Genomic DNA, 24,232 nt, shown 5'->3' with positions numbered 1-24,232 from the left:
CAGCCGCGTGTAGATTCCCGGCAGCAAGGAACAAATTTGCTGCCACAATCCAGGTCAAATAGCGTTTCATGGCTTTATCGCCTGAGGTTGTCATTGGCCCACGAGACCGCCTGCGTACGATTTTTGACAGCTATCTTTTTGAAAAGATTATAAAGATGTGTTTTCACCGTATTTTCACTAATAAATAGTGAACGCGCGATTTCAATATTTGAGGCGCCGATACGCAGTTTATTAAGGATCTCTTTTTCACGGTGCGTAAGTAATGCCGACTCCGTGCTGTTATAGCGGTAGTTCCCGGAATGCGTGATCAGGTAGCTGGCGAGCTTTTGCGAAAAGTAACATTCGCCCCGCAACACACCCTGCAAACCGCTGACTACACGCTGCTCATCTTCAGTTGCGTAAAATACGCCATTGATATGCGGCCAGTTTTCAATATCCCGGTAAGGATAATCATCTGGGGTATTCAACAATAAAGTTTTTATATTGTTGTTTTTTCTGCTCAAATTATCTTGCCAGTAATGGATCAGTTTTTTATCTGCCTCCATCATATCCAGTAAAACAATGCAGCTGGAGGATATATCATCCAGAGAACGTTGAATATTATGTAGTTTTCCGGTTAACGCCAGCGATTGCTTTAAATGCTGTAATAACGCAGTTGCCTGCAGGGATGGTTTAGTGATCAACAATAATGTATGACCATGAATACTATGGACTTCATTAAACATGATGAAACTCCACTTTTTTAGTCGCACACCTGACAGTTGCCTCTACTAAAATAGAGGCACCAGAAGTACTGACAGATGTTGCACTGCTATGTAGAAATAAAACTTCGACCCAACGGGGTGAAAATATTAAAACAAATGGACTTCAACTGATTTCAATCTAGCTATTACAAATCTTAAAGCAAGTGTTAAACATGTTACATAATGTAAATTTATATATTAAAATGTGATTTTTGCGTTTTTGTGGAGTTTAGATTTGATAGTAAAGTTGTACATTTTAGCGTTATTGCATAGATTTAAAAAATCATACAAATTATAATATCTTATTGAATTTTAAGAAATAAAATTATAATTAGATGGTTTTAGATTTCTAATGAATTTTGATTTTTTTGTCTCACTTTAAGTTGAACAATTTTAGATAGAAAAAAATGACACTTGTCACGACTTGTACCGAGGACAATCCCACTACCGTCTGCAAGGCCCAGAAAACGCGGGAAACGCGTTTTTTTGTTACTGCATAGAAATTCACTCATCGGGTTACAAAAGAAATAAAATCCAGAGCTATAACGGTGTTAATTGCGGTTAATTAGTACTTTGGGGTGAATCTGGATATAAAAATACAACTGGTGGGTGAGTTATTTAAAATGTTTCAACGGACATACTCTTCATCGTAACGTGGCGTTAACAAATGTAAGTCACGTTAACAATAATTTGAGTGGTAAATAATTTAACCTTATGTACGACCAGGTCCAGGGTGACAACATGAAAAACAAGTTGTTATTTATGATGTTTACAATGCTGGGTGTGCCTGGGATTGCATCCGCTACAAGTTATGATTTAGCTAACTCAGAATATAACTTTGCGGTAAATGAATTAAGTAAGTCTTCATTTAATCAGGCAGCCATTATTGGTCAGGTTGGCACTGCGAACAGTGCAAATACTCGACAGGGGGGCTCGAAGTTATTGTCGGTTATTTCGCAAGAAGGTTCTGGTAACCGAGCGAAAACAGACCAGACGGGATCATATAACTTTGCATATATTGATCAAACGGGTAGTTCCAATGACGCGAGTATTAAACAAGGTTCATACGGTAATACGGCGGTAATTATCCAGAAAGGTTCTGGTAATAAAGCCAATATTACTCAGTACGGTACACAAAAAACAGCAGTTGTGGTGCAGAGACAGTCGCAAATGGCAATTCGCGTTACTCAACGCTAATCCATTAACGACGATTAAATCAATCCGATGGGGGTTTACCATGAAACTTTTAAAAGTGGCAGCATTCGCAGCAATCGTAGTTTCTGGCAGTGCTCTGGCTGGTGTTGTTCCGCAATGGGGCGGCAATCATCATGGTGGCGGTAGTAATTATGGCCCAGACTCTTCACTGAGTATCTACCAATATGGGTCAAACAACGCTGCGAATGCTCTGCAAAGTGATGCGCGTAAATCAGATGTCACTATCACACAACATGGGCGTGGTAACGGGGCTGTAGTTGGTCAAGGCGCTGATGACAGTACCATTAGCCTGAAACAGACTGGCTTCCAGAACAATGCCACTATCGATCAGTGGAATGCTAAAAATGCTGATATTAGTGTAACCCAGTTCGGTGGCCGTAACGGTGCGTTGGTTAATCAGACCGCTTCTGACTCCAATGTGCTGATTCAGCAAGTTGGCTTTGGCAACAACGCTACAGCTAACCAACACTAATTCAGTTTTCTGACTGATAATAAACAGGGCGTGAGCCCTGTTTTTTTTTCGGGAGAATATGATGCATACGCTATTACTCATTGCCGCGCTGGCAAATCAAATAACATTCAATACTACTCAGCAAGGTGATATGTACACCATTATTCCTCAGGTGACGTTAACCCAACCGTGCGTATGTGAGGTACAAGTCCTTGCCATACGTCAAGGGCAGGGGGGACAAAGCCAGTCGCAGCAGAAAATAAGCCTTTCGGTCCCTGCTAATCGACCGATTGAATTAACCAAACTGAGCTTTAATATTTCATCTGAGGATTCGGTCAAAATTATCGTTACCGTTTCAGATGGGCAGTCTCTGCATCTGTCGCAACAATGGCCTGACTCAAACAGTCACCCATAATTTTTTGCTGTATTTGCATTAAGGGTGTGGCTGGGAATGCGCTGCTGTTCTATGAATATAGAAGCGTGTGAGCGTTTGTATTTGATCGTTAATCGTAGCGGTGAAGGATCATTTCGATCCCTCAAAGATGGCTAATCATTGAGGAACCCTTATGTGTACATTATTAAAGCGTATTTTAAGTACCAGTTTATGTGCTTTTTCTCTTTTAACCCTCCCTGCAATTGCGCAGCAAATCACAACCGGCGGGGTTATTCATTTTCGCGGAGCGATAGTTGAATCACCTTGCGACGTTAACAGACAGCAGCAGCAAATTGAATTGTCATGTATCCGCAACGGCACCAACCAGAATAGTCTTTACAACCCGCAGCAGCTCGCGACAGCCCCTCAGAATGTGCAGGAAATTGCCACAGTCAAAATGCACTACCTCAATGAACAGAAAAACATGGCGATTCTTAATATTGAATATAAATGACTCGCTGTGGCGTAGATATGCACACTTACGGTTAAAAAGAGAGATTTAAGGGAAAACCCTGCTGTACACTTAACGAATGGTGTTTTGTCAGGGGGAACTTATGCAATCACGTGTTCATGTGTTACATGGCGATATTACGACTGTCGCTGTTGATGTGATTGTCAATGCGGCGAATTCATCGCTACTGGGAGGCGGTGGCGTCGATGGCGCAATCCATCGCGCTGCCGGACCTGCATTACTGGAGGCCTGCAAACAGGTTATCCAGCAACAAGGAGAATGCCCGACAGGGCATGCGGTGATCACTCTGGCGGGAGCGCTTGCGGCAAAAGCGGTCATTCATACCGTAGGACCCGTCTGGCAAGGGGGAGGTCATCATGAGGCCGAACGCCTCGAAGAAGCCTACTTAAACACCCTGCAACTGGCCCTGGCCAATGGTTATCACTCCATTGCTTTTCCGGCGATTAGCACCGGGGCTTATGGCTACCCACGCGCCCCAGCGGCAGAAATAGCGGTGAAAACGGTGCTGAAATTTATTACCCGCCGCGCACTTCCTGATCAGATATACTTCGTGTGCTTTGATGACGAAAACGCTCAACTTTATAAGAGATTGCTAACACAACAAGGTGATGATCACACGGACTGATATGACGCGACTTGAGCGTGCCATCACGCCCCTTTGCCAAGACCACCCGGGAGAATGCGGCATTCTTGCGTTGGATGACAGCCTGGATGCGTTTGCTGCTCGCTATCGGTTAACGGAAATGGCGGAACGTACCCTGGATGTGCAGTATTACATCTGGGAAAACGACATGTCCGGGTTATTGCTATTTTCCGTACTGCTGGCCGCAGCGAAGCGAGGCGTACGGGTGCGTTTGCTGCTGGATGATAACAACACGCCGGGTTTGGACGACACGCTGCGTCTGCTGGATAAGCACCCCAATATAGAAGTTCGCCTCTTCAATCCGTTTTCCTTTCGCATCCTGCGCGCGCTGGGCTATTTAACCGATTTTGCCCGGCTTAATCGGCGCATGCACAATAAAAGTTATACCGCTGACGGCGTGGTGACCCTCGTTGGTGGGCGTAATATTGGTGATGCCTATTTTGGCGCGGGTGAGCAACCGCTATTTTCCGACCTGGACGTCATGGCTATCGGGCCGGTTGTCAAAGATGTGGCAGATGATTTTGAGCGTTACTGGCACTGTCGCTCGGTTTCAACGTTACAAAATGTGCTTGAGATGTCCGAGCCAGATTCTGCGCAGCGTATTGAGCTACCCGAATCCTGGTATAACGATGATATTACCCGCCGCTATCTGCATAAGCTGGAAACCAGCCAGTTTATGTCCAGTCTCGATCAAAGATCGCTGCCGCTGATTTGGGCCAAAACGCGTTTGCTGAGCGATGATCCTGCAAAAGGAGAAGGGAAAGCGCCGCGCCACTCGCTATTACCGCAGCGTTTGTTTGACGTAATGGGTTCGCCGACCGAACGTATTGATATTATTTCTGCCTACTTTGTGCCGACGCGTGCCGGTGTGGCGCAGCTCCTGAGACTGGTAAGAAAAGGCGTCAAGATTGCCATTTTAACCAATTCACTGGCGGCGAATGATGTGGCGATCGTCCATGCGGGCTATGCGCGCTGGCGAAAAAAACTGCTGCGCTACGGTGTAGAATTATACGAACTTAAACCGACCCGCGATCGCGTCTCGGTCGTTCACGATCGTGGATTAACAGGTAATTCAGGGTCCAGCCTGCATGCGAAAACGTTCAGTATTGATGATCGCAAAGTGTTTATCGGCTCGCTTAATTTTGATCCTCGTTCGACGCTGCTCAATACGGAAATGGGGTTTGTGATTGAGAGTGAAGTGCTGGCCGAATTGATTCATAAACGGTTTATGCAAAGCCAGCGTGATATGGCCTGGCAGCTACGCCTTGACCGTTGGGGGAGAATTAATTGGGTCGACCGACTTTCTGGCAGTGAACAGGTCCTGAAAAAAGAACCCGCCACAGGATTCTGGAAGCGGGTTCTGGTAAAGCTGGCGTCCGTGTTACCCATTGAATGGCTGCTTTGAACCACACAATGATTGAGGGAAAAACTAGCCGGCTACGGCCTTGTTTTTATCCTGCTTAACGGGCGGTTTACCCGAAAAGAGAAACTTCAGCACCGGTATGCGTAAATGGATTTCGTACAGTATTACCGCAATCCCAACCACAAACAGCAGACCGCAGAGAAAACCCAGCAGATTCGACGTGATATGCGGTGTGATGTAAGCGCCAAAAAACAGCGTTAACGGGTGGTGCACCAGATAGATAAACAGCGACGCGTTGACAAAATAGGTCACGCGGGCAGACTGGAAATTAAGCAAACGGTGACCCAACGAAAAGACGACGTTCACCATCCACAGTCCCATGACCATGGTAATGACATATTCGGTTTCATACATCCATGCATCGCCGTTGCCATAACGCTGATTGAGCAGGTATGCCACAAATGCGAATGCAGCACCGAGCGTGCAACCGCGTGACGGTGTGGTAAACAGCGCTTTCAGATTCGGGTTGATAAACGCCAGTGCGCCGAGGATAAAGAACGGCGCATAGAACAGCGTTTGCATAACGATAAAATTGAACATGCCATCGCTGAGAATCGAAGGGTAGAGGATGAAAATAGTCCTTCTGACGGCGGCGTAACCGACACCTAACAAGATGAAAATCAGCGATAATTTAGTCATCGACACCGCCGGGGCGCTGGTGGCGTCACTACGCGTCAGTCTGTTTTTCATCTGGGTGAACACCCACATGCTCACGGTCGTTAATACGACCAGAACCAGTAAAAACCACAGATGGGAAATCAGCTCCCAGGCCAGCGCATTGTATTTATCGTAGCCGCTGAGAGTATGCCAACTGTCTGCTTTTCCCTTTACGTATTGCAGCATGATAAATTGCGGCAGCGTAAGTAATGGAATCGCGGTCAGCATCGGGATCCCCACGCGTTCTACACGCACCTTCCACCAGCGCTTTAGCGGATAGCGCAAAAATAGCATGTAGGAAAAATAACCCGAAATGACAAAGAAGACTTGCATGCGAAAAGCATGGATAAAGTCGTTAAACAGGGTCAACCACCACGACGGTTCCGCGCTGTTCACGTGCCAGGTGTGGGTCGAGTAAATCAACGAAATATGGAATGGGATCCCTAACAACATTAGCCAGGCACGGATGGAGTCAAGAAAATATTCGCGTGGTGGTGATACAGAGCTCATAGACAGTTATGTATTCTCAGACTTTTCGTCTTATCCCTAAGACGAATAATGGTTACATTCGAGGGCAACCCTACACGAAGTCCAACAACCTGTCTCCAGGATAAGCACGCAAAGTGAAAACAGGTAGTTGAACCTGATTAAACCATGAGCCAGCGCGCGAACAATACAGGGATTCAGTTGTCGGAATACCCGATTATCCATTAAAATGGATCGGATCAATATAAGCACACAAAGGGGGAAGTGCTTACTAATTATGAAACATAAACTACAAATGATGAAAATGCGTTGGTTGGGTGCAGCAGTTATGTTAACGCTGTACACATCATCGAGCTGGGCGTTCAGCATCGATGATGTTGCAAAACAAGCTCAATCCTTAGCCGGTAAAGGCTATGAGGCGCCAAAAAGTAACTTGCCCTCCGTTTTCCGCGACATGAAATATGCGGATTATCAGCAGATCCAGTTTAACCGCGATAAAGCCTACTGGAGCAATCTCAAGACCCCATTTAAGCTCGAGTTCTACCACCAGGGTATGTACTTCGACACGCCGGTCAAAATCAACGAAGTTACCGCTACAGCGGTGAAAAGAATCAAATACAGCCCGGATTATTTTAATTTTGGCGATGTTCAGCATGATAAAGACACGGTAAAAGATCTCGGTTTCGCCGGGTTCAAAGTGCTGTATCCGATCAACAGCAAAGATAAAAACGACGAAATCGTCAGCATGCTCGGTGCCAGCTATTTCCGTGTTTTGGGGGCAGGGCAGGTCTACGGTCTGTCTGCGCGCGGTCTCGCGATTGATACCGCTCTGCCTTCTGGCGAAGAATTTCCCCGCTTCCGTGAGTTTTGGATCGAGCGTCCGAAACCGACTGACAAACGTTTGACCATTTATGCCTTGCTGGATTCTCCGCGCGCAACCGGAGCGTATCGCTTTGTCATCATTCCGGGTCGTGACACGGTAGTCGATGTTCAGTCCAAAGTTTATCTGCGCGACAAAGTGGGCAAGCTGGGCGTGGCACCGTTAACCAGTATGTTCCTGTACGGACCAAACCAGCCTTCTCCGGCGACCAACTATCGTCCGGAACTGCATGACTCTAACGGTTTGTCGATCCACGCTGGCAACGGCGAGTGGATTTGGCGTCCGCTGAATAACCCGAAACATCTGGCGGTGAGCAGCTTTGCGATGGAAAACCCGCAAGGTTTCGGCCTGCTGCAGCGTGGCCGTCAGTTCTCGCGTTTTGAAGATATCGACGATCGTTACGATCTGCGCCCAAGCGCCTGGATCACGCCAAAAGGTGATTGGGGTAAAGGTAAGATTGAGTTAGTTGAAATCCCAACTAACGATGAAACGAACGATAACATCGTTGCGTACTGGACGCCGGATCAACTGCCTGAAGCCGGCAAAGAGATGAACTTCAAGTACACCCTGACGTTCACGCGTGACGAAGACAAGCTTCATGCCCCTGATAGCGCCTGGGTCCAGCAGACTCGTCGTTCTACCGGTGATGTAAAACAGTCTAACCTCATTCGTCAGCCTGATGGCACTATCGCGTTTGTGGTGGACTTTACCGGCACGGATATGAAAAAGCTGCCGCAGGATACCCCGGTTACCGCACAAACCAGTATTGGCGACAACGGCGAGATCGTTGAAAGTACTGTGCGCTACAACCCGGTAACTAAAGGTTGGCGTTTGGTATTGCGCGTGAAAGTGAAAGACGTGAAGAAAACCACTGAAATGCGTGCTGCCTTGGTCAATGCCGATCAGACGCTGAGTGAAACCTGGAGCTACCAGTTACCTGCCAATGAATAAGACAACTGAGTATATTGACGCAATGCCGCTTTCGGATATCGAAAAAGCGGCACTGCCGAAAACTGACATCCGCGCCGTTCATCAGGCGCTGGATGCCGAGCATCGTACGTACTCGCGCGAAGATGATTCACCGCAGGGTTCGGTGAAAGCTCGCCTGGAGCAGGCGTGGCCTGATTCTCTGGCCAAAGAGCAGTTGGTTAAGGACGATGAGGGGCGCGATCAGCTGCAGGCGATGCCAAAAGCAACGCGTACCTCTATGTTCCCCGATCCCTGGCGTACCAACCCGGTTGGCCGCTTTTGGGATCGCCTGCGCGGGCGCGATGTGACTCCGCGTTATCTTTCGCGTTTGACGAAAGAAGAACAGGAGAGCGAGCAAAAATGGCGTACGGTTGGCACCATCCGCCGCTATACGTTGTTGATCTTAACGCTGGCGCAAACGGTCGTCGCAACCTGGTATATGAAGACGATCCTTCCGTATCAGGGTTGGGCATTCATTAATCCTGTTGACATGATGGGGCAGGATTTATGGGTCTCCTTTATGCAACTGCTGCCCTACATGCTCCAGACCGGCATTCTCATTTTGTTTGCCGTGCTTTTCTGTTGGGTTTCAGCAGGATTCTGGACCGCGTTGATGGGCTTCCTGCAACTGTTGATTGGGCGAGATAAGTACAGTATCTCCGCCTCAACGGTTGGGGACGAACCGTTAAATCCCGAACACCGGACTGCGTTGATTATGCCGATCTGTAACGAGGACGTTGACCGCGTATTCGCGGGACTTCGCGCCACGTGGGAGTCGGTCAAAGCGACGGGCAACGCCGAGCATTTTGATGTTTACATCCTGAGCGACAGTTACAACCCCGATATCTGCGTAGCAGAACAAAAAGCGTGGATGGAGCTGATTGCCGAAGTGCAAGGCGAAGGGCAGATTTTCTACCGTCGTCGTCGTCGTCGCGTGAAGCGTAAAAGCGGCAACATTGATGACTTCTGCCGTCGCTGGGGAAATCAGTACAGCTACATGGTGGTGCTGGACGCTGACTCCGTGATGAGCGGTGACTGTCTGAGCGGACTGGTGCGCCTGATGGAAGCGAATCCAAATGCCGGGATTATCCAGTCTTCACCGAAGGCTTCCGGTATGGATACGTTGTATGCACGCTGTCAGCAGTTTGCGACCCGTGTTTATGGTCCGTTGTTTACCGCTGGACTTCACTTCTGGCAATTGGGGGAATCGCACTACTGGGGCCATAACGCGATTATTCGCGTGAAGCCGTTTATCGAACACTGTGCGCTTGCGCCGTTACCGGGCGAAGGCTCGTTTGCGGGTTCGATTCTCTCCCATGACTTCGTCGAAGCGGCGTTGATGCGTCGTGCCGGCTGGGGCGTGTGGATTGCTTACGATCTGCCGGGCTCTTATGAAGAGCTACCGCCGAACCTGCTGGATGAACTCAAGCGTGACCGTCGCTGGTGTCATGGCAACCTGATGAACTTCCGTCTGTTCCTGGTGAAAGGGATGCATCCGGTTCATCGTGCAGTGTTCCTGACCGGCGTTATGTCCTATCTGTCCGCGCCGCTGTGGTTTATGTTCCTCGCGTTATCGACCGCATTGCAGGTGGTGCATGCGCTGACGGAACCACAGTACTTCCTGCAACCGCGCCAGCTGTTCCCGGTATGGCCGCAGTGGCGTCCTGAACTGGCGATCGCGCTGTTTGCTTCTACGATGGTGCTGCTGTTCCTGCCGAAGCTGCTGAGTATTTTGCTCATCTGGTGTAAAGGGACGAAAGAGTACGGCGGGTTTATCCGCGTCACGCTGTCGCTGCTGCTGGAGGTTCTGTTCTCCGTGCTGCTGGCGCCGGTACGTATGCTGTTCCATACCGTCTTCGTCGTGAGCGCCTTCCTCGGTTGGGAAGTGGTGTGGAATTCGCCGCAGCGTGATGACGATTCCACCCCGTGGGGTGAAGCATTTATGCGTCACGGTTCTCAGTTACTGCTGGGGCTGGTGTGGGCGGTAGGTATGGCCTGGCTGGATCTGCGTTTTCTGTTCTGGCTGGCGCCGATTGTCTTCTCGCTGATCCTGTCGCCGTTTGTTTCCGTGATTTCCAGCCGTTCCACGGTTGGGTTACGTACCAAGCGCTGGAAGCTGTTCCTGATCCCGGAAGAGTATTCTCCGCCGCAGGTGCTGGTGGATACGGATACCTATCTGGTGATGAACCGCAATCGTACGCTGGACGACGGCTTTATGCATGCGGTGTTTAACCCGTCATTTAATGCACTGGCAACGGCAATGGCGACTGCACGCCACCGCGCGAGTAACGTGCTTGAGATTGCCCGTGACCGCCATGTGGAGCAGGCGCTGAACGAAACGCCGGAGAAACTAAACCGTGACCGCCGTCTGGTGCTGTTGAGCGATCCGGTGACGATGGCGCGTTTGCACTATCGCGTCTGGAATTCACCTGATAAGTATTCTTCGTGGGTGAATTACTACCAGGGACTGACCCTGAATCCGCTGGCGCTCAGGAAAAAGTAAGCGTTATGTAACGTGAAAATACCGGCCTGGTGCCGGTATTTTTTTATACTAAATAAAAGACCCGTGAGGTATCAGGTGCGAATATTGGCAGTGGCAATCATGGTGTGCTTGCTGAGCGGATGCGGCAGTATTATTAGCCGTACTATCCCAGGACAAGGGCACGGAAACCAATACTATCCTGGCGTGCAATGGGATGTCCGGGACTCCGCGTGGCGCTACGTCACCATCCTCGACCTGCCATTTTCGCTGGTGTTTGATACCTTGCTGCTCCCGCTCGACATTCACCACGGACCTTACGAGTAGCTATCGCTCATCCCATTCATCGGCCGCGGTCTGACCCTCTTCGGTATCCAGGGGAGGTTCCAGCTGGAATTCACCTTCATCCCATTCGTGAAGCGTGTTTTCTTCCTGCCACTCCTGACGGATTTCAATTTCATCATAGTCGCCATCAAAAACGCTTTGGGCCGCTTCACCACTCAGCATTGGCAGGCATTCACCCTCGCCCTCATCCTCATCAGCAAAGAATTCCGCCTGCCACATAATGTCACCATCCTGTAGCACGTATTTTTGTACGCTTAGCTGTTGAACGCTGGCTTCGTCGGGCTCAAGGTCAGGGTTATCAGCCAGAAATTCTTCACGAGCGGCATCAATGGCTTCTTCCAGCGTGGCATACATGGTCATCAGAGTCTCCCTTTGATTTAATGAAGTATTCAGGGAAATAATAGTTGATTCTCCGATATTGCAAGTATGAATGCACAAAAATCATCCCGTAGCCTCAGTGCTCCGGCGACGGCGCAGACTATTCCACGAGTAGAAAGCGTTAAACAGTACGACGCCCGCGGTCACGCAGAAGACGGCGCGAAAACCGTAGTTGGCGGATATTGCCGCCCCCATTAACGGTCCCGTTACGTTACCGATATCGCGAAATGACTGGTTATAACTGAAAATACGCCCGGCGATCTGATTGGTTGAGTTATAGACCAGCAGTGTTTGTACAGCCGGGAGCAGAGCCCCGTCAGCGGCCCCCAATAAAAAGCGCAGAACGGCAAGTTGCCAGGGCGATTGTACAAACGACATTGGAATAAGCAGCAGCACGGAGATGACCAGAGCAACAATCAGGATCTTCTCCGGGCCAATTCGGTCACCTAATTTGCCAAGTCGCGGGGCGCTAATTAACGCAGCCACGCCCGGTACGGAAGCAATCATCCCGCTGATAAAGGCGATGTTACTGACGTTGCCAGCCAACTCTCGAACGTACAGCGTCAGAATTGGCGCGATGGACCCGGTTGCCACCTGGATTATCAGCGTTGTGACAAACAGGCTCAGCACCAGTTTGGGATTTTTTAACGAGGCCACGACTTCGCGAATGTGCAGCATCTCTTTCTTGCTCACCGGTTGGAAACGTTCGCGAATAAAAAATAGCGTCAGGATAAAACAGACCAGCAGTACGCTGGCGGTGATGAAAAATACCGGGCGTAGTCCGTACTGATCCGCGAGCAGCCCCCCAGCTAACGGTCCGAGCAGTGCGCCGCTGACGCCGCCGGTGGAAAGCGTTCCCAGCGCCCAGCCGCTTTTATTGCGCGGAACCTGGGTGGCGATGAGTGCATTGGCGTTGGGAATGAAACCGCCGAGCAGACCCAACAGGGCACGCAGGACCAAGAACTGCCAGATATTTTGCGCCAGCCCCATCAGCAGCATCACAATCGCCATACCCAATGCGGAACGCAGCAGCATGATTTTTCGCCCTTTGCGATCGGCAAGGCCACCCCAGAAAGGAGAGGCGATGGCGGAAAAGAGAAAAGTGATGCTGAAGACCAGACCTGACCACATATTCAGGGCGCTATGACCCGTAACGCCGAGGCTCTCGACATAGAGGGGCAAAAAGGGCATAACCAGGCTAAATGCTGCACCGGTTAAAAAACAACCCAACCAGGCAACGGTGAGGTTACGTTTCCAGTTTATGGGAGCATCTGAGGGTGACATAGCGTTCCGCAGTGTGGCGCGCTGTTTGCGCTATCGATTGAATATAAGCAAGCAGGCTAATTATGCGCCTGGTAGATAGTTGCTGCAATGCGGATAGCAGTTAAACCTAAAGCGGGCAGGGAAGGTGTTGCAGTCCACAGGACTGCAACCGTGCTTTAGTACAGGGAAGGTGAACCTTCAGGACGCGTCTTGAAACGACGGTGTAGCCACATGTACTGATCTGGGGCCATCATGATGCATTGCTCAACAATCTTATTCATCCACGCAGCCGTAGTCTCCGCGTTGTCTAACGGCGGTGAACACTCCGGAGGCAGCATAATCAATTGATAACCTTTACCGTCAGGTTTGCGGCGGGGAACAAACGGTACCAGGCAGGCATTCGACATGCGTGAAAGCATCCAGGTCCCGGAGGTTGTTGCGGCCTGTTCAACAGCAAAAAGCGGGACAAATACGCTGGCGCGGGGACCGTAGTCATGATCCGGCGCATACCAGACCACTTCGCCTTTTTTCAACGCTTTAATCATTCCTTTCAGGTCTTTACGATCGAGCATTGATTTATTAGAGCGCATACGGCCCCAGGTTTGTAGCCAGTCGAGCAGTGGGTTGTCGTTAGGGCGATATACGCCTATCCCCGGCTCCTGCAAACCAAACTGACGCGCACCCAGTTCAAGGGTCAGAAAGTGCAGACCCACTAACAAAATTCCCCGTTTTTGCGCCTGAACGTCGCGGATATGTTCCATCCCGATAACTTCCGTCCAGCGTGAAATGCGCTTGTCAGACCAAAACCAGGCCATTCCGGTTTCCATCACGCCCATGCCCACGGACTCGAAGTTCTTGATGATCATCTGCTGGCGTTCCTGCTCGCTCATTTGCGGGAAGCACAGTTCCAGATTACGGGAAACAATTTTTGCCCGACGTTTCATCAAACGTAATGCCAGACGACCTAATGCGCAGCCCAACTTGTAAAGAACCGGGTAGGGTAACTGCACGATTAACCAAAGGATGCCAATGCCCAGCCAGGTTAACCAATAACGTGGATGCAGTAACGCAGCCGAAAACTTGGGTAAATTCGTCATGTCTATCCTGTCTTCAAACGACCAATTGCCTGTATTGTCGCATTTTTTCGCGCATATCAAAAATTTGTGACGGGAGAACGGTGATTAAACCAGCAATTGTTGTTGCACTTTTATATTGGAGTAAGAAATGTAGCGTAAAATGTGTGGATGTAAATTGGCGGTGTTTGCTTTATTATGCCGCCGATTTTCATTTTCTCCCTATTTGCAGGATACGTACACCATGCCAGTGTTACACAACCGCATTTCGAACGATGCGCTCAAAGCCAAAATGTTGGCTGAGACCGAGCCGCGCACGACGATCTCATTCTATAAATATTTCACCATCGCCAATCCTCAGCACACGCGTGATGCGCTGTACCAGATGTTCACTGCATTGAACGTCTTCGGGCGCGTTTATCTTGCCCATGAAGGAATCAATGCGCAAATCAGCGTACCGCAAAGCAACGTCGAGGCATTCCGCCAGCAGCTTTATGCGTTTGATCCCGCATTCGCCGGGTTACGTCTGAATATCGCGCTGGATGATGATGGTAAATCGTTCTGGGTGCTGCGTATGAAAGTGCGTGAACGCATCGTGGCGGATGGTATTGACGATCCGCAATTTGACGCCAGCAACGTAGGTGATTACCTGAAGGCGGCGGAAGTAAACGCCATGCTGGACGATCCTGACGCGGTATTCATTGATATGCGCAACCACTATGAATATGAAGTGGGCCATTTCGAGAATGCGCTAGAAATCCCGGCAGACACGTTCCGCGACCAGTTACCGAAAGCCGTTGAAATGATGCAGGCGCATAAAGATAAAAAAATCGTTATGTATTGCACGGGCGGGATCCGTTGTGAGAAAGCCAGCGCCTGGATGAAACACAACGGATTTAGCAAAGTCTGGCACATTGAGGGCGGTATTATTGAATATGCCCGCAAGGCACGTGAACAGGGGCTTCCTGTACGTTTTGTCGGTAAAAACTTCGTTTTTGATGAGCGTATGGGCGAAAGGATTTCTGAAGATGTTATTGCGCATTGCCATCAGTGCGGAACGGCGTGCGACAGCCATACTAATTGCAAAAATGATGGCTGCCATCTGTTGTTTATCCAGTGTCCGGCCTGCGCGCAGAAGTATAACGGCTGCTGTAGCGAGTTGTGTAGCGAAGAGAGTAAGTTGCCGGAAGAAGAGCAACGTCGTCTTCGAGCAGGACGTGAAAATGGCAACAAAATATTTAATAAGTCACGCGGTCGTCTGAATACCAAACTGGGTATTCCGGACCCTGCGCAATAGTCATCATGCCGGATGGCGGCTTTAGCCCCATCCGGCAACTCATACGTTACTTCTGTTGGACACCTTCCACTGAGATGAGCAGATCGACTTCCTGAGACGCCGGGCCGAGATCGGTGGTGATGTTGAAGTCCTTCAGCTTAATTTTACCTTGTGCTTCAAAACCTGCACGCGTGCCACCCCACGGATCGCCGCCCTGACCAATCAGCTTCGCATCCAGCGTAACCGGTTTAGTGACGCCGTTCAGGGTGAGATTACCGGTGATATCCAGGTCATTCCCCTCTTTCTTCACGCTGGTAGAGCTAAAGGTCGCCTGCGGGAATTTGGCCACGTTAAGGAAATCTGCGCTGCGCAGGTGCTTGTCGCGTTCGGCGTGATTGGTGTCAACGCTGTTGGTGTTGATGGTGACGTTAACCTTATCGGCTGCGGGATTTTTCTCATCAAAGGTAAAAGTCCCGTCGAAATCTTTAAATGTGCCGTACAGCCAACTGTAACCCAGGTGCTGAATACGGAAATTAACAAAGGCATGCTGTCCTTCTTTGTCAATTTTGTAATCTGCCGCCAAGGCTGACCCGGTGGTGAATAATAGAGAGGCGAGTGTAAGTCCCAGCAGGTTTTTTTTCATTTTAAGCTCCATAGTCAGATGACGATTTTCCCAACATGCGATTCAGGGTATCGTCGTTATCGATAAAGTGATGTTTCAGGGCCATCAGTCCGTGCAGAAGCGATAAAACCACCACAGTCCACGCAAGCCACAGGTGCAGACTACCGGCGAGGTCGGCCTGAGCGCCCGCATTGGCAAGGGTGGCAGGAATGTCGAACCAACCAAATACGCTTATCGCTTTGCCATCAGCGGTGGAAATCAAATACCCGCTGATGACAATTGAAAAGAGCAATGTGTATAGCGCGAGGTGACCCAGTGCCGCCGCGATGCGGGTGAAACGGGAATAACTTGCCAGCGCAGGAGGAGGAGGGGAGATCAACCGCCAGACGACGCGGATAACCAGCCCCATCATGAGCACAACGCCGATGCTTTTATGCAGTTCAGGGGCCTGGTGATACCAGCCGTCGTAATAGCTGAGTGTGACCATCCACAATCCCAGCGCAAACATGCCATATACAGCAATCGCAATCAGCCAGTGTAAAGCGGCAGACACCACGCCATAGCGTTGTGGAGTATTATTGAATTGCATAAGTGCACCGTTAGATATTTCAGAAGTGAATGAAAATGGCGCGTAAAAGACATTAATGCAACTAATAAATAACAATAATGGTGATATTTGTTTTTGATTCAATAAAATTGATTGAATTGTGAAGTAATCATCAAGGAATTAGTAGGGGTGGATGACATTAAGGCTTGGTTTCTGGGTGTTTAAGGTGTTTTTCTTGTTCAGTTAATTGCAATGAAAATTAAGTTAATATCAGTTTATGTCAATTAGTGTCAGCGTTGCGGGTTCAGAAAAACATAATATATATCACATCCATAATTGCCAGCAGCGACCATAAAATAATGTAGAGCATAAGATGCTCGCGAATATTATTAACCAGATAGTGAAAGATGCGGCGCATCAACGTTATTCCTGTCATTAAAAATGGCCTCACCAACGAGGCCATTCATTTATTATCGCTTAAAACGATTTAGCCTGAAGGGAGTCAGGTCAAAGTCAGACGGTTTGTCCTGGGCGAAGTCTGCCGCAATCTCTCCGAGGACGGCGGCAAACTTAAAGCCATGTCCGCTCAGCCCGGTGATGATCAGCGTGTTGTCATGCTCCGGTAGAGTATCAATAATAAAGTCTTCATCTGGTGAGTTATCATAGGTGCAGGACGCACCGTGCAGACAGCAGCCTACGCCTGGCAGAATTGTGCGCAGGAATGGGAAGGCTTCAGAACCATCGCTGGCTACAGCGGCAAACGGCTTGCGCTCTTCTGCCGAATGAATTACCTGTCCGCCATTGTGCTTACCAATTTTTAGCTCGTCATTTTCTGCCGGGAAACCGTAGAATTGATCGCCATTTGGTAGCTCCCCGGTGAAGGCAGGGAAGTTATTCTTAACGCTGTAACGCCCATCGGCTTGATACCAGGCGAACACTTTGCGTACCGGTTGTATCGGTAGTTCAGGGACTAATGCCTGTACCCAGGTTCCGGCGCTGATCACCGCTTTTTGCGCGTGATAGTCACCATCGGCGGTTTCTACCGTGACGCCATCATCACTATGACGAATTGCGCTGACCGGGCATTTAAATAGCTGCGCACAGCCTGCTTCTTCCGCCAGACGGATCCAGGTTTTAATCGCTAACTCACTACGTAAAAAACCAGACTCCGCTTCAAACAAACCGATATAGTTTTCAGGTACGCGAATCTCTGGCCAGCGCGCCATAATGGCTGCTGCATCCAGTTGTTCAACATTGAGTTGCCACTGTTTTGCGCTTTGCGCCGCGGTCGCTAAGAAGGTTGAATCTGCCGGACCAAGGTTGATGACACCAGAGCGCACAAAAATCGGCTCTTCATTTTGGGTGGATAATTCATCCCATAATGTTTGCGCACGCAGCACCAGCGGAACATATTTTTCACCTTCGCCATAGGCATGACGAATTAATCGAGTGTCGCCGTGGTGGCTGCCCTGCTGATGCGGTGGCATATGCGCATCGATCATCAGAACCTTCAGACCGGCGCGAGTGGCATAGTATCCGGCTGCGGCGCCCACGGAACCGCTGCCAATTATGATTAAGTCGTATTTCATCCGCTTCTCTCTGCAATCGCGATAGTAGCAGGGTAAATAAGTGACCCGGAATATTCAACCTGGAAATAAGAAAGGCACCGGAAAGGTGCCTTTTGATGGTTGGATGTATCAGATTTAATGTCGCTGATACTCATTTACCTGGTAATCGCCGGATTCAATTTTAGCGATTCCTGCTTCTAATATCGAAATAAATTGCCTGGCAACATCAGTGGTTAACCAGAGCGTTTGACCAACTTCAGTCCCATCCGGGTCTGGACGATTCGGGGTCTGGTAGTGCAAACGCAGCATCAGCGCATCGTAGCTATCAACAGTGCTGATGTCCCATCCTACTAACGGATGAGTCTGAATGACTTCATTATTCTTTTCCATCATGCCCCCTAATTCGTGTTACTAGACAACGGTTTTCGAGGTTCAATGCGTTTTTTCTGAAGCAACTTCAGTATATCAATAAATAAGGGTATTCATTGAAAATTTAAAGAGGTAAGCACATAAAATTTTCGTTTTCAGCGTTATCTGACTAACAAACCGACATGTTATTCATTTTTTTTAAGCATGTTGCACAATTATTTTGGTGTTGTGGTTAAAAGATAACCAGGGATTTATTATTAAAATATAAGTTTGCCAGAAGGAATGAACGATTGATTAAAAGATGGTGTGTATAAAAAAGCCGGGGCGACCCGGCAAACAAACATCACTGCATATCATTATTTATTCATTGATGAACCAGTCATCCGCGCTTTCCCAGGTCTCCTGGAGGATCTCGCTGATGCGTTCTTTATCCTCTTTGGTGGCACCAATAACCGACAGATTGTTTGCGCCGGCATAACGGACGGTAACGTTACCTTCGTTATCCGGAAAATGGTGCTGAATACGGCGGGAGAGTTCACCTGCCAGCGCGTCAATTGCACCAGCAGGTAAAGGTGAAGTTTTGGCAATAGTGACTTCAATACGCATAGTAGCCCCCTGTGGAATATACTGTTTATTTATACAGTTATTCTCACCAGTTGGCTACACTTTTTTTAGCTTTTCACGGACCAGTGTACCGTTTCGCCACCCAGGAAAGGCACCAGCGTATCATCTTGCAGCGCAATGCTCTCCGGGACTTTGTGCTCCACGCGTTCCAGCTCAATAAAGGTGTCATTCACCGGCAAACCGTAGAACTGTGGGCCATTGAGTGAGCAGAAGGCTTCAAAATGGTCCAGCGCATTCATCTCTTCAAACACGGTGGCATAACTGCCCAGTGCGGTCGGCGCATTAAAGCAGCCCGCACAGCCACAGCTTGACTCTTTGCGATGACGCGCATGCGGCGCTGAGTCGGTACCGAGGAAGGCGCGGTTAAACCCGCTGGCGACCAGCTCACGCAGCGCCTGTTGATGGACGTTACGTTTGAGGATCGGCAGGCAGTACAGATGAGGGCGAATCCCGCCGACCAGCATGTGGTTGCGGTTAAACATCAGGTGCTGCGGCGTAATGGTCGCCGCCAGAAGGTCGTTGCCGTCGCGCACGTATTCGGCAGCATCTTTAGTCGTGATATGTTCGAACACCACTTTCAGCGCAGTTAAGCGCTGACGCAGTGGTTCCATCACCGTTTCAATAAAGCGCGCCTCGCGATCGAAAATATCGATATCCGCATGCGTCACTTCGCCGTGCACCAGCAGAGGCATACCCAATTTTTCCATCCGTTCCAGCACTGGCATGATGGCATCAATAGAGGTTACGCCATGCGTCGAGTTGGTGGTGGCATTGGCCGGATAGAGTTTTGCGGCGGTGAACACGCCTTCGTTGAATCCACGTTCCAGCTCATTGGGATCCAGCGTATCCGTTAAGTAGCAGGTCATTAATGGCGTGAAGTCGTGTCCGGCAGGAACCGCGTCAAGAATTCGCTGGCGGTAAGCGATAGCCGCGTCAACCGTGGTGACGGGCGGAGCCAGGTTCGGCATGACAATGGCGCGGCCATAAACTTCGCTGGTATAGGGCACGACAGTTTTTAACATGTCGCCATCGCGAAAGTGAAGATGCCAGTCGTCTGGGCGGCGGATCTTTAAAACCTGGGATGGTGCAGTCATCAATATGCTCCGGCTGAGGATAGTCTTTTTTGCCGGAAACAAAGGATAAGCGGAAACGTTTTCGTTTGCACGAAAAAAAAGGGCGCATCGGCGCCCTCTGTCATATTAGTCGGTGAACGGGATAATGATTTCTCCCGGTTTCACCTCAATGCCTTTCGCCAGTTTTTTCGCCAGCGCTTCCCCCTGGCTGCTGTCATCCCGCAGAATGTACGCCGGCTGTTGGTTGAAATAGTTGCGCAGCGACTGATTTAAATAAGGCATCAGCGTTTGCAGTACCGACTGCATTTTTTCCGGCGTGACGGTAGCGTCCACGACTTCCATTTCTTGCAGATAAATCGCGCCTTTTTCTTTATTGAAAACCGGTAAGGCTTTTAGCTTCAACTTCATGGTTGCTTTCTGACTGCCAAACAGGGAGTTCATGTCCAGATTGGCGTCTCCGGTCAGCGTCACTTTATTGGGTTCTTCACGGCCTATCTGGCTGGCGAGATTGTTCAGTACGATATGTGCTTCAGCGACGCCAGGCAAACCGATATCTTTTGAAAAGTTATTATTCTTCGCCAGGGCCTGATTAATCTCTTGCTCGCTAACCGTGTATTGCGTGAGTTGATTACAACCAACCAACAGGCCGCTGACAATTAGTGCAGCGGCAAAAAAAAACTTTTTCATGGGGTTCCTCAACATGATGCTTGTGGTGTAATCGTGACACAAAGCATCATCGAGCACCAGCGCTGCGGGTAACAGCAGAAAAAACTGAAAAATGCGCGTACACCAGATTGGCTATCAGGCGTCAGGCTCCAGCATACCACGCGTTGGGCGTTTGAGACTGAATTGCCAGCCCAGCGCCAGGAAAGTGATGAAGCCGATAATACCGAGCATCATCCAGGGCAGCTCCGGTTGTGCCAGGGCTTTACCCATGTCAAACAGCCAGCCGCCGCCGATATAACCAATGGCGCCGCCGATGGCGAGTCCCAGTCGACTGAAACCCATATAGCTTCCCCGTGCCCGTGCATTCGCCAGCGAGGCGCTCAGGGTTTCACGCGCCGGTTCGGCGATGATTGAGCCAATATAGAACGTGCAAATCAGGGTGAACAACTGCTGCAAATTTCCGACCAGGCCGATGGGCATCATGCTTAAAGACATCACCAGCAGACCGGCCATCAGGCGATGCTCAAGGCGAAAGCGTTTTTCACTCCAGCGGGCAATCGGGTAGAGCAACGTTAAAGAGAGGCACGCCTCGATGGCATACATCCATTTCACAGCGGCCGGTGAGCCAGCGATGTCGTTTACCATTATTGGCAGCATCAGCATCACTTGTACCGCCAGCATGTAATAGCCCGCCAGCGTCAGCACATAAGTGACAAAGCGCTTGTCATGCATCACATGGCTCATTCCTTCGCGCACCGGAATTTTCACCGTCGACAGCTTCCATGCCGGAAGTAGCCAGGCGTTAAACGCCGCGCACAGAACGAACAAAATTGCGCCGGTGGCACACACCAGACGGAAATCGTATTGCAATAACCAACTGCCGAGCAACGCGCCAACCACGGCCCCGGCGCTATCCTGCATCATCAGAATAGAGAAAAAACGCCCGCGCTTTTCCGGACGGATCAGTTTGACCACCAGCGCCGAGCGGGGAGGGTCGAACAACGTGCCGCCCAGCCCGGAAAGAAAGCAGGAAAACCACAGCAGCCACGGTTCATGGGCAATGCCCATGGTGGCGAATCCGGCAGCGCGCATCAGCATGCCGGTGACGATCATCGGTTTTGCCCCGAAACGGTCAGCAATAGCACCGCCGAAGATACCTAAACCTTGCTGGATAAATTGACGTAATCCAAGCGCGATACCGACCATCACGGCGGCCCAGCCCATTTGATCGACGAAACGAATTGAGATCAGCGGGAAAACGACGAAGAAACCCAGCACGACCAGCATGTTATCGATAAGAAGGAAGTATTTACCCAGGTTCCTTGCCTGCGAGACTTGCGACATTTCCCCTCCAGGGAAAAACTCGTCACTCTGGATAGAGTTTAAAAGATAAGCACCTCCTATTCTGCGGTGTCGTCATCGCTTTTCCCACCCTTCGCGGGACAATATTTTTTTATCAAAAGTCCGTCTTGATAGAGAGTTTTCATCAAAATGTGTGAATAATTCAAAAAATGGCATTTTGCTCTTTTCACAGGGCGTATTTGCGCAGGTATAGTAATGCGAATAGCGTATTGAAGACGTTACGGGAAGGAGTAGGTATAGAATGTTTGGCTATCGCAGTAACGTGCCAAAAGTGCGCTTAACCACGGACCGCCTGGTCGTGCGTTTAGTGCATGAGCGTGATGCCTGGCGTCTGGCAGATTATTACGCAGAAAATCGTCATTTCTTAAAGCCCTGGGAGCCTATTCGCGATGAAAGCCACTGTTATCCATCAGGCTGGCAGGCGCGTCTGAGCATGATCTCTGAGTTTCATAAACAGGGCACCGCTTATTACTTTGCGCTGCTCGATCCGGAAGAAAAAGAGATTATTGGCGTCGCGAACTTCTCGAACGTCGTGCGGGGATCTTTCCACGCCTGTTATCTCGGTTACTCCATTGCGCAGAAGTGGCAGGGGCAGGGGCTGATGTATGAAGCCTTAACCTCGGCCATCCGCTATATGCAGCGCACGCAGCATATTCACCGCATTATGGCTAACTACATGCCACATAATAAACGCAGCGGTGACCTACTGGCGCGACTGGGTTTTGAAAAAGAAGGGTATGCCAAAGACTACCTGCTGATTGACGGGCAGTGGCGCGATCACGTGCTGACGGCGTTGACCACATCAGAATGGACCCCCGGCCGCTAAGTTTCAGATGCAGCCATGATTAATGGAGAAGACGATGAAATACGAATTAACCGCCACCGAAGCACGGGTGATTGGCTGTTTATTAGAAAAACAAGTGACTACACCTGAACAGTATCCGCTCTCCGTTAACGGAGTCGTAACCGCCTGCAATCAAAAAACGAATCGTGAACCCGTGATGAACCTGTCGGAATCCGACGTGCAGGATCAGCTTGATAACCTGGTGAAACGGCATTTCCTGCGCACGGTGAGTGGCTTTGGTAATCGCGTCACCAAATATGAGCAGCGTTTCTGCAACTCTGAGTTTGGTAATCTTAAGCTCAGCGCGGGGGAAGTCGCGCTCATTACCACGCTGTTGCTGCGCGGCGCTCAAACACCAGGTGAACTGCGTAGCCGCGCCTCCCGGATGTACGAATTCAGCGACATGGCCGAAGTAGAGTCGACACTGGAGAAACTGGCAACCCGGGAAGATGGTCCTTATGTCGTTCGCCTGGCGCGTGAGCCGGGCAAACGTGAAAGCCGTTATATGCACCTGTTTTGCGGTGACGTTGATGAAGCGATGACAACGGTAGATGAACTTCCGGCAGCTTCGGGCGATCTACAGGCGCGCGTTGAAGCGCTGGAAACAGACGTCGCGGAGCTTAAGCAACGGCTTGATTCCTTGCTGGCGCACCTGGGAGACTGATGTGAATAAATTACGTATCGGCGTTGTCGGGCTCGGCGGGATTGCGCAAAAGGCCTGGCTGCCCGTGCTGGGCGCTAGTGCAGACTGGACGCTGGAAGGGGCATTTTCACCTTCGCGGGAAAAAGCGCAGCGTATCTGTGATACCTGGCGGATACCCTACGTTGATTCACTGGTTAATCTGGCGCAAACCTGCGATGCGGTTTTCGTCCATTCCAGTACCGCAACGCACTATGCGGTGGTCAGCGAACTGCTGAATGCCGGGGTTCACGTGTGCGTGGATAAACCGCTGGCGGAAAACCTGCGCGAGGCTGAACAATTGGTGGAGCTGGCCGAGCGGAAAAAGCTGACGCTGATGGTGGGGTTTAACCGTCGATTTGCGCCGCTGTATCAGGATCTCAAATCCCAGTTGGGCAATGCGGCGTCCGTACGCATGGATAAGCACCGGACGGACAGCGTCGGGCCGCACGATCTGCGCTTCACTTTGCTGGACGACTATCTGCACGTTGTCGATACCGCATTGTGGCTGGCGGGAGAGAAAGCGCAGTTAAATAACGGTACGCTGTTAACCAATGACTCCGGCGCGATGCTCTATGCGGAGCACCATTTTTCTGCCGGGCAAATGCAGGTAACGACCAGTATGCATCGCCGCGCCGGTAGCCAGCGCGAGAGCCTGCAGGCGGTGACGGATGGTGGCCTGATTGACGTTA

General features: G+C 50.0%; 27 protein-coding genes and 1 pseudogene. 13 read left to right on the top strand and 15 right to left on the bottom strand.

Features of this window, described 5'->3' with window-relative positions; genetic code table 11:
* Together FDW87_RS21820 and csgD are read right to left on the bottom strand one after the other, a co-directional pair.
* Positions 1 to 70, bottom strand: a pseudogene (locus tag FDW87_RS21820) (curli assembly protein CsgE); the annotation flags it as partial.
* 4 nt (positions 71 to 74) lie between these two features.
* Positions 75 to 725, bottom strand: coding sequence for a biofilm master transcriptional regulator CsgD (gene csgD, locus FDW87_RS04965; protein WP_003036091.1), 651 nt, complete (start codon positions 723 to 725; stop codon positions 75 to 77).
* A 759-nt stretch (positions 726 to 1,484) separates the two neighbouring features.
* Here csgD and csgB point away from each other — a divergent pair.
* The 6 genes from csgB (at position 1,485) to FDW87_RS04935 (ending at position 5,362) form a co-directional block, all read left to right on the top strand.
* Complete coding sequence (gene csgB / locus FDW87_RS04960) at positions 1,485 to 1,940, top strand: curli minor subunit CsgB (protein WP_019076446.1); 456 nt, start codon at positions 1,485 to 1,487, stop codon at positions 1,938 to 1,940.
* Between the two features lie 40 nt (positions 1,941 to 1,980).
* Positions 1,981 to 2,430 (top strand): curli major subunit CsgA, encoded by a 450-nt coding sequence (gene csgA / locus FDW87_RS04955; protein ID WP_006685125.1) that lies wholly within the window; start codon positions 1,981 to 1,983, stop codon positions 2,428 to 2,430.
* 61 nt (positions 2,431 to 2,491) lie between these two features.
* Positions 2,492 to 2,824, top strand: a complete 333-nt coding sequence (gene csgC / locus FDW87_RS04950; RefSeq protein WP_046274771.1) for a curli assembly chaperone CsgC — start codon at positions 2,492 to 2,494, stop codon at positions 2,822 to 2,824.
* Positions 2,825 to 2,975: 151 nt separating this feature from the next.
* Positions 2,976 to 3,296 carry a type 1 fimbrial protein gene (locus tag FDW87_RS04945; protein ID WP_016152603.1) on the top strand — a complete coding sequence of 107 codons (321 nt, stop codon included), beginning with the start codon at positions 2,976 to 2,978 and terminating at the stop codon, positions 3,294 to 3,296.
* Between the two features lie 100 nt (positions 3,297 to 3,396).
* Positions 3,397 to 3,939, top strand: a complete 543-nt coding sequence (gene ymdB, locus FDW87_RS04940; protein WP_137379501.1) for an O-acetyl-ADP-ribose deacetylase — start codon at positions 3,397 to 3,399, stop codon at positions 3,937 to 3,939.
* Entirely contained in the window at positions 3,923 to 5,362 is a 1,440-nt protein-coding gene (locus FDW87_RS04935) for a phospholipase D family protein (RefSeq protein WP_282105441.1), read from the top strand. Before ymdB ends, FDW87_RS04935 begins: the two co-directional genes overlap by 17 nt.
* Before the next feature lie 24 nt (positions 5,363 to 5,386).
* Here the strand turns inward: FDW87_RS04935 and mdoC are convergent, their stop codons facing one another.
* Positions 5,387 to 6,547, bottom strand: coding sequence for a glucans biosynthesis protein MdoC (mdoC, locus tag FDW87_RS04930; protein WP_137352075.1), 1,161 nt, complete (start codon positions 6,545 to 6,547; stop codon positions 5,387 to 5,389).
* Positions 6,548 to 6,818: 271 nt separating this feature from the next.
* On the opposite strand from mdoC, the gene mdoG reads away from it, so the two are divergent.
* From mdoG to FDW87_RS04915, 3 genes are all read left to right on the top strand, one after another.
* Complete coding sequence (mdoG, locus tag FDW87_RS04925) at positions 6,819 to 8,354, top strand: glucans biosynthesis protein MdoG (RefSeq protein WP_085951042.1); 1,536 nt, start codon at positions 6,819 to 6,821, stop codon at positions 8,352 to 8,354.
* Positions 8,347 to 10,875, top strand: a complete 2,529-nt coding sequence (gene mdoH / locus FDW87_RS04920; protein WP_019076449.1) for a glucans biosynthesis glucosyltransferase MdoH — start codon at positions 8,347 to 8,349, stop codon at positions 10,873 to 10,875. Before mdoG ends, mdoH begins: the two co-directional genes overlap by 8 nt.
* Positions 10,876 to 10,950: 75 nt before the next feature.
* On the top strand, positions 10,951 to 11,178 hold the full coding sequence (locus FDW87_RS04915; protein ID WP_016152609.1) for a YceK/YidQ family lipoprotein: 228 nt from the start codon (positions 10,951 to 10,953) through the stop codon (positions 11,176 to 11,178).
* Here FDW87_RS04915 and FDW87_RS04910 read toward each other — a convergent pair whose 3' ends face one another.
* From FDW87_RS04910 to FDW87_RS04900, 3 genes are all read right to left on the bottom strand, one after another.
* Positions 11,179 to 11,556, bottom strand: a complete 378-nt coding sequence (locus tag FDW87_RS04910) for a MysB family protein (RefSeq protein WP_016152610.1) — start codon at positions 11,554 to 11,556, stop codon at positions 11,179 to 11,181.
* 81 nt (positions 11,557 to 11,637) lie between these two features.
* On the bottom strand, positions 11,638 to 12,858 hold the full coding sequence (gene mdtG, locus FDW87_RS04905; RefSeq protein ID WP_046274768.1) for a multidrug efflux MFS transporter MdtG: 1,221 nt from the start codon (positions 12,856 to 12,858) through the stop codon (positions 11,638 to 11,640).
* Positions 12,859 to 13,013: 155 nt separating this feature from the next.
* On the bottom strand, positions 13,014 to 13,934 hold the full coding sequence (locus FDW87_RS04900) for a Kdo(2)-lipid IV(A) acyltransferase (protein ID WP_019076458.1): 921 nt from the start codon (positions 13,932 to 13,934) through the stop codon (positions 13,014 to 13,016).
* Positions 13,935 to 14,154: 220 nt separating this feature from the next.
* On the opposite strand from FDW87_RS04900, the gene FDW87_RS04895 reads away from it, so the two are divergent.
* The gene (locus FDW87_RS04895) at positions 14,155 to 15,207 is read left to right on the top strand and encodes a rhodanese-related sulfurtransferase (protein WP_016152613.1); all 1,053 of its coding nucleotides are present in this window, start codon (positions 14,155 to 14,157) and stop codon (positions 15,205 to 15,207) included.
* 46 nt (positions 15,208 to 15,253) lie between these two features.
* Here FDW87_RS04895 and FDW87_RS04890 read toward each other — a convergent pair whose 3' ends face one another.
* The 9 genes from FDW87_RS04890 to mdtH form a co-directional block, all read right to left on the bottom strand.
* On the bottom strand, positions 15,254 to 15,829 hold the full coding sequence (locus FDW87_RS04890; RefSeq protein ID WP_103283706.1) for a YceI family protein: 576 nt from the start codon (positions 15,827 to 15,829) through the stop codon (positions 15,254 to 15,256).
* A gap of 1 nt (position 15,830) precedes the next feature.
* Complete coding sequence (locus FDW87_RS04885; RefSeq protein ID WP_016152615.1) at positions 15,831 to 16,397, bottom strand: cytochrome b; 567 nt, start codon at positions 16,395 to 16,397, stop codon at positions 15,831 to 15,833.
* Positions 16,398 to 16,659: 262 nt separating this feature from the next.
* Positions 16,660 to 16,773: a YceO family protein gene (locus tag FDW87_RS04880; protein ID WP_003036148.1), complete on the bottom strand. Its 114-nt coding sequence runs from the start codon at positions 16,771 to 16,773 to the stop codon at positions 16,660 to 16,662.
* 52 nt (positions 16,774 to 16,825) lie between these two features.
* On the bottom strand, positions 16,826 to 17,944 hold the full coding sequence (solA, locus tag FDW87_RS04875) for an N-methyl-L-tryptophan oxidase (protein WP_016156182.1): 1,119 nt from the start codon (positions 17,942 to 17,944) through the stop codon (positions 16,826 to 16,828).
* A gap of 114 nt (positions 17,945 to 18,058) precedes the next feature.
* A complete protein-coding gene (gene bssS, locus FDW87_RS04870) occupies positions 18,059 to 18,313 on the bottom strand; it encodes a biofilm formation regulator BssS (protein WP_003036154.1) in 255 nt (84 codons plus the stop codon).
* Positions 18,314 to 18,652: 339 nt separating this feature from the next.
* A complete protein-coding gene (dinI, locus tag FDW87_RS04865) occupies positions 18,653 to 18,898 on the bottom strand; it encodes a DNA damage-inducible protein I (protein WP_003036157.1) in 246 nt (81 codons plus the stop codon).
* Between the two features lie 65 nt (positions 18,899 to 18,963).
* Complete coding sequence (pyrC, locus tag FDW87_RS04860) at positions 18,964 to 20,010, bottom strand: dihydroorotase (protein WP_016156183.1); 1,047 nt, start codon at positions 20,008 to 20,010, stop codon at positions 18,964 to 18,966.
* A gap of 105 nt (positions 20,011 to 20,115) precedes the next feature.
* Positions 20,116 to 20,676, bottom strand: coding sequence for a lipoprotein (locus tag FDW87_RS04855; RefSeq protein ID WP_016152618.1), 561 nt, complete (start codon positions 20,674 to 20,676; stop codon positions 20,116 to 20,118).
* Between the two features lie 114 nt (positions 20,677 to 20,790).
* Positions 20,791 to 21,999 (bottom strand): multidrug efflux MFS transporter MdtH, encoded by a 1,209-nt coding sequence (gene mdtH, locus FDW87_RS04850; protein WP_016156184.1) that lies wholly within the window; start codon positions 21,997 to 21,999, stop codon positions 20,791 to 20,793.
* 259 nt (positions 22,000 to 22,258) lie between these two features.
* Here mdtH and rimJ point away from each other — a divergent pair, with 259 nt between their 5' ends.
* From rimJ to FDW87_RS04835, 3 genes are all read left to right on the top strand, one after another.
* A complete protein-coding gene (gene rimJ, locus FDW87_RS04845) occupies positions 22,259 to 22,843 on the top strand; it encodes a ribosomal protein S5-alanine N-acetyltransferase (RefSeq protein ID WP_006685101.1) in 585 nt (194 codons plus the stop codon).
* A gap of 34 nt (positions 22,844 to 22,877) precedes the next feature.
* Complete coding sequence (locus FDW87_RS04840; RefSeq protein WP_049040969.1) at positions 22,878 to 23,525, top strand: YceH family protein; 648 nt, start codon at positions 22,878 to 22,880, stop codon at positions 23,523 to 23,525.
* A gap of 1 nt (position 23,526) precedes the next feature.
* Positions 23,527 to 24,232: Gfo/Idh/MocA family protein (locus FDW87_RS04835; protein WP_252363013.1), on the top strand; the 706-nt coding region annotated here is incomplete at its 3' end.

Source organism: Citrobacter sp. wls826 (assembly GCF_005281245.1).
In the GTDB taxonomy this organism is placed as follows: Bacteria; Pseudomonadota; Gammaproteobacteria; order Enterobacterales; family Enterobacteriaceae; genus Citrobacter; species Citrobacter braakii.
This window is presented reverse-complemented; position numbering and strand designations above follow the sequence as displayed.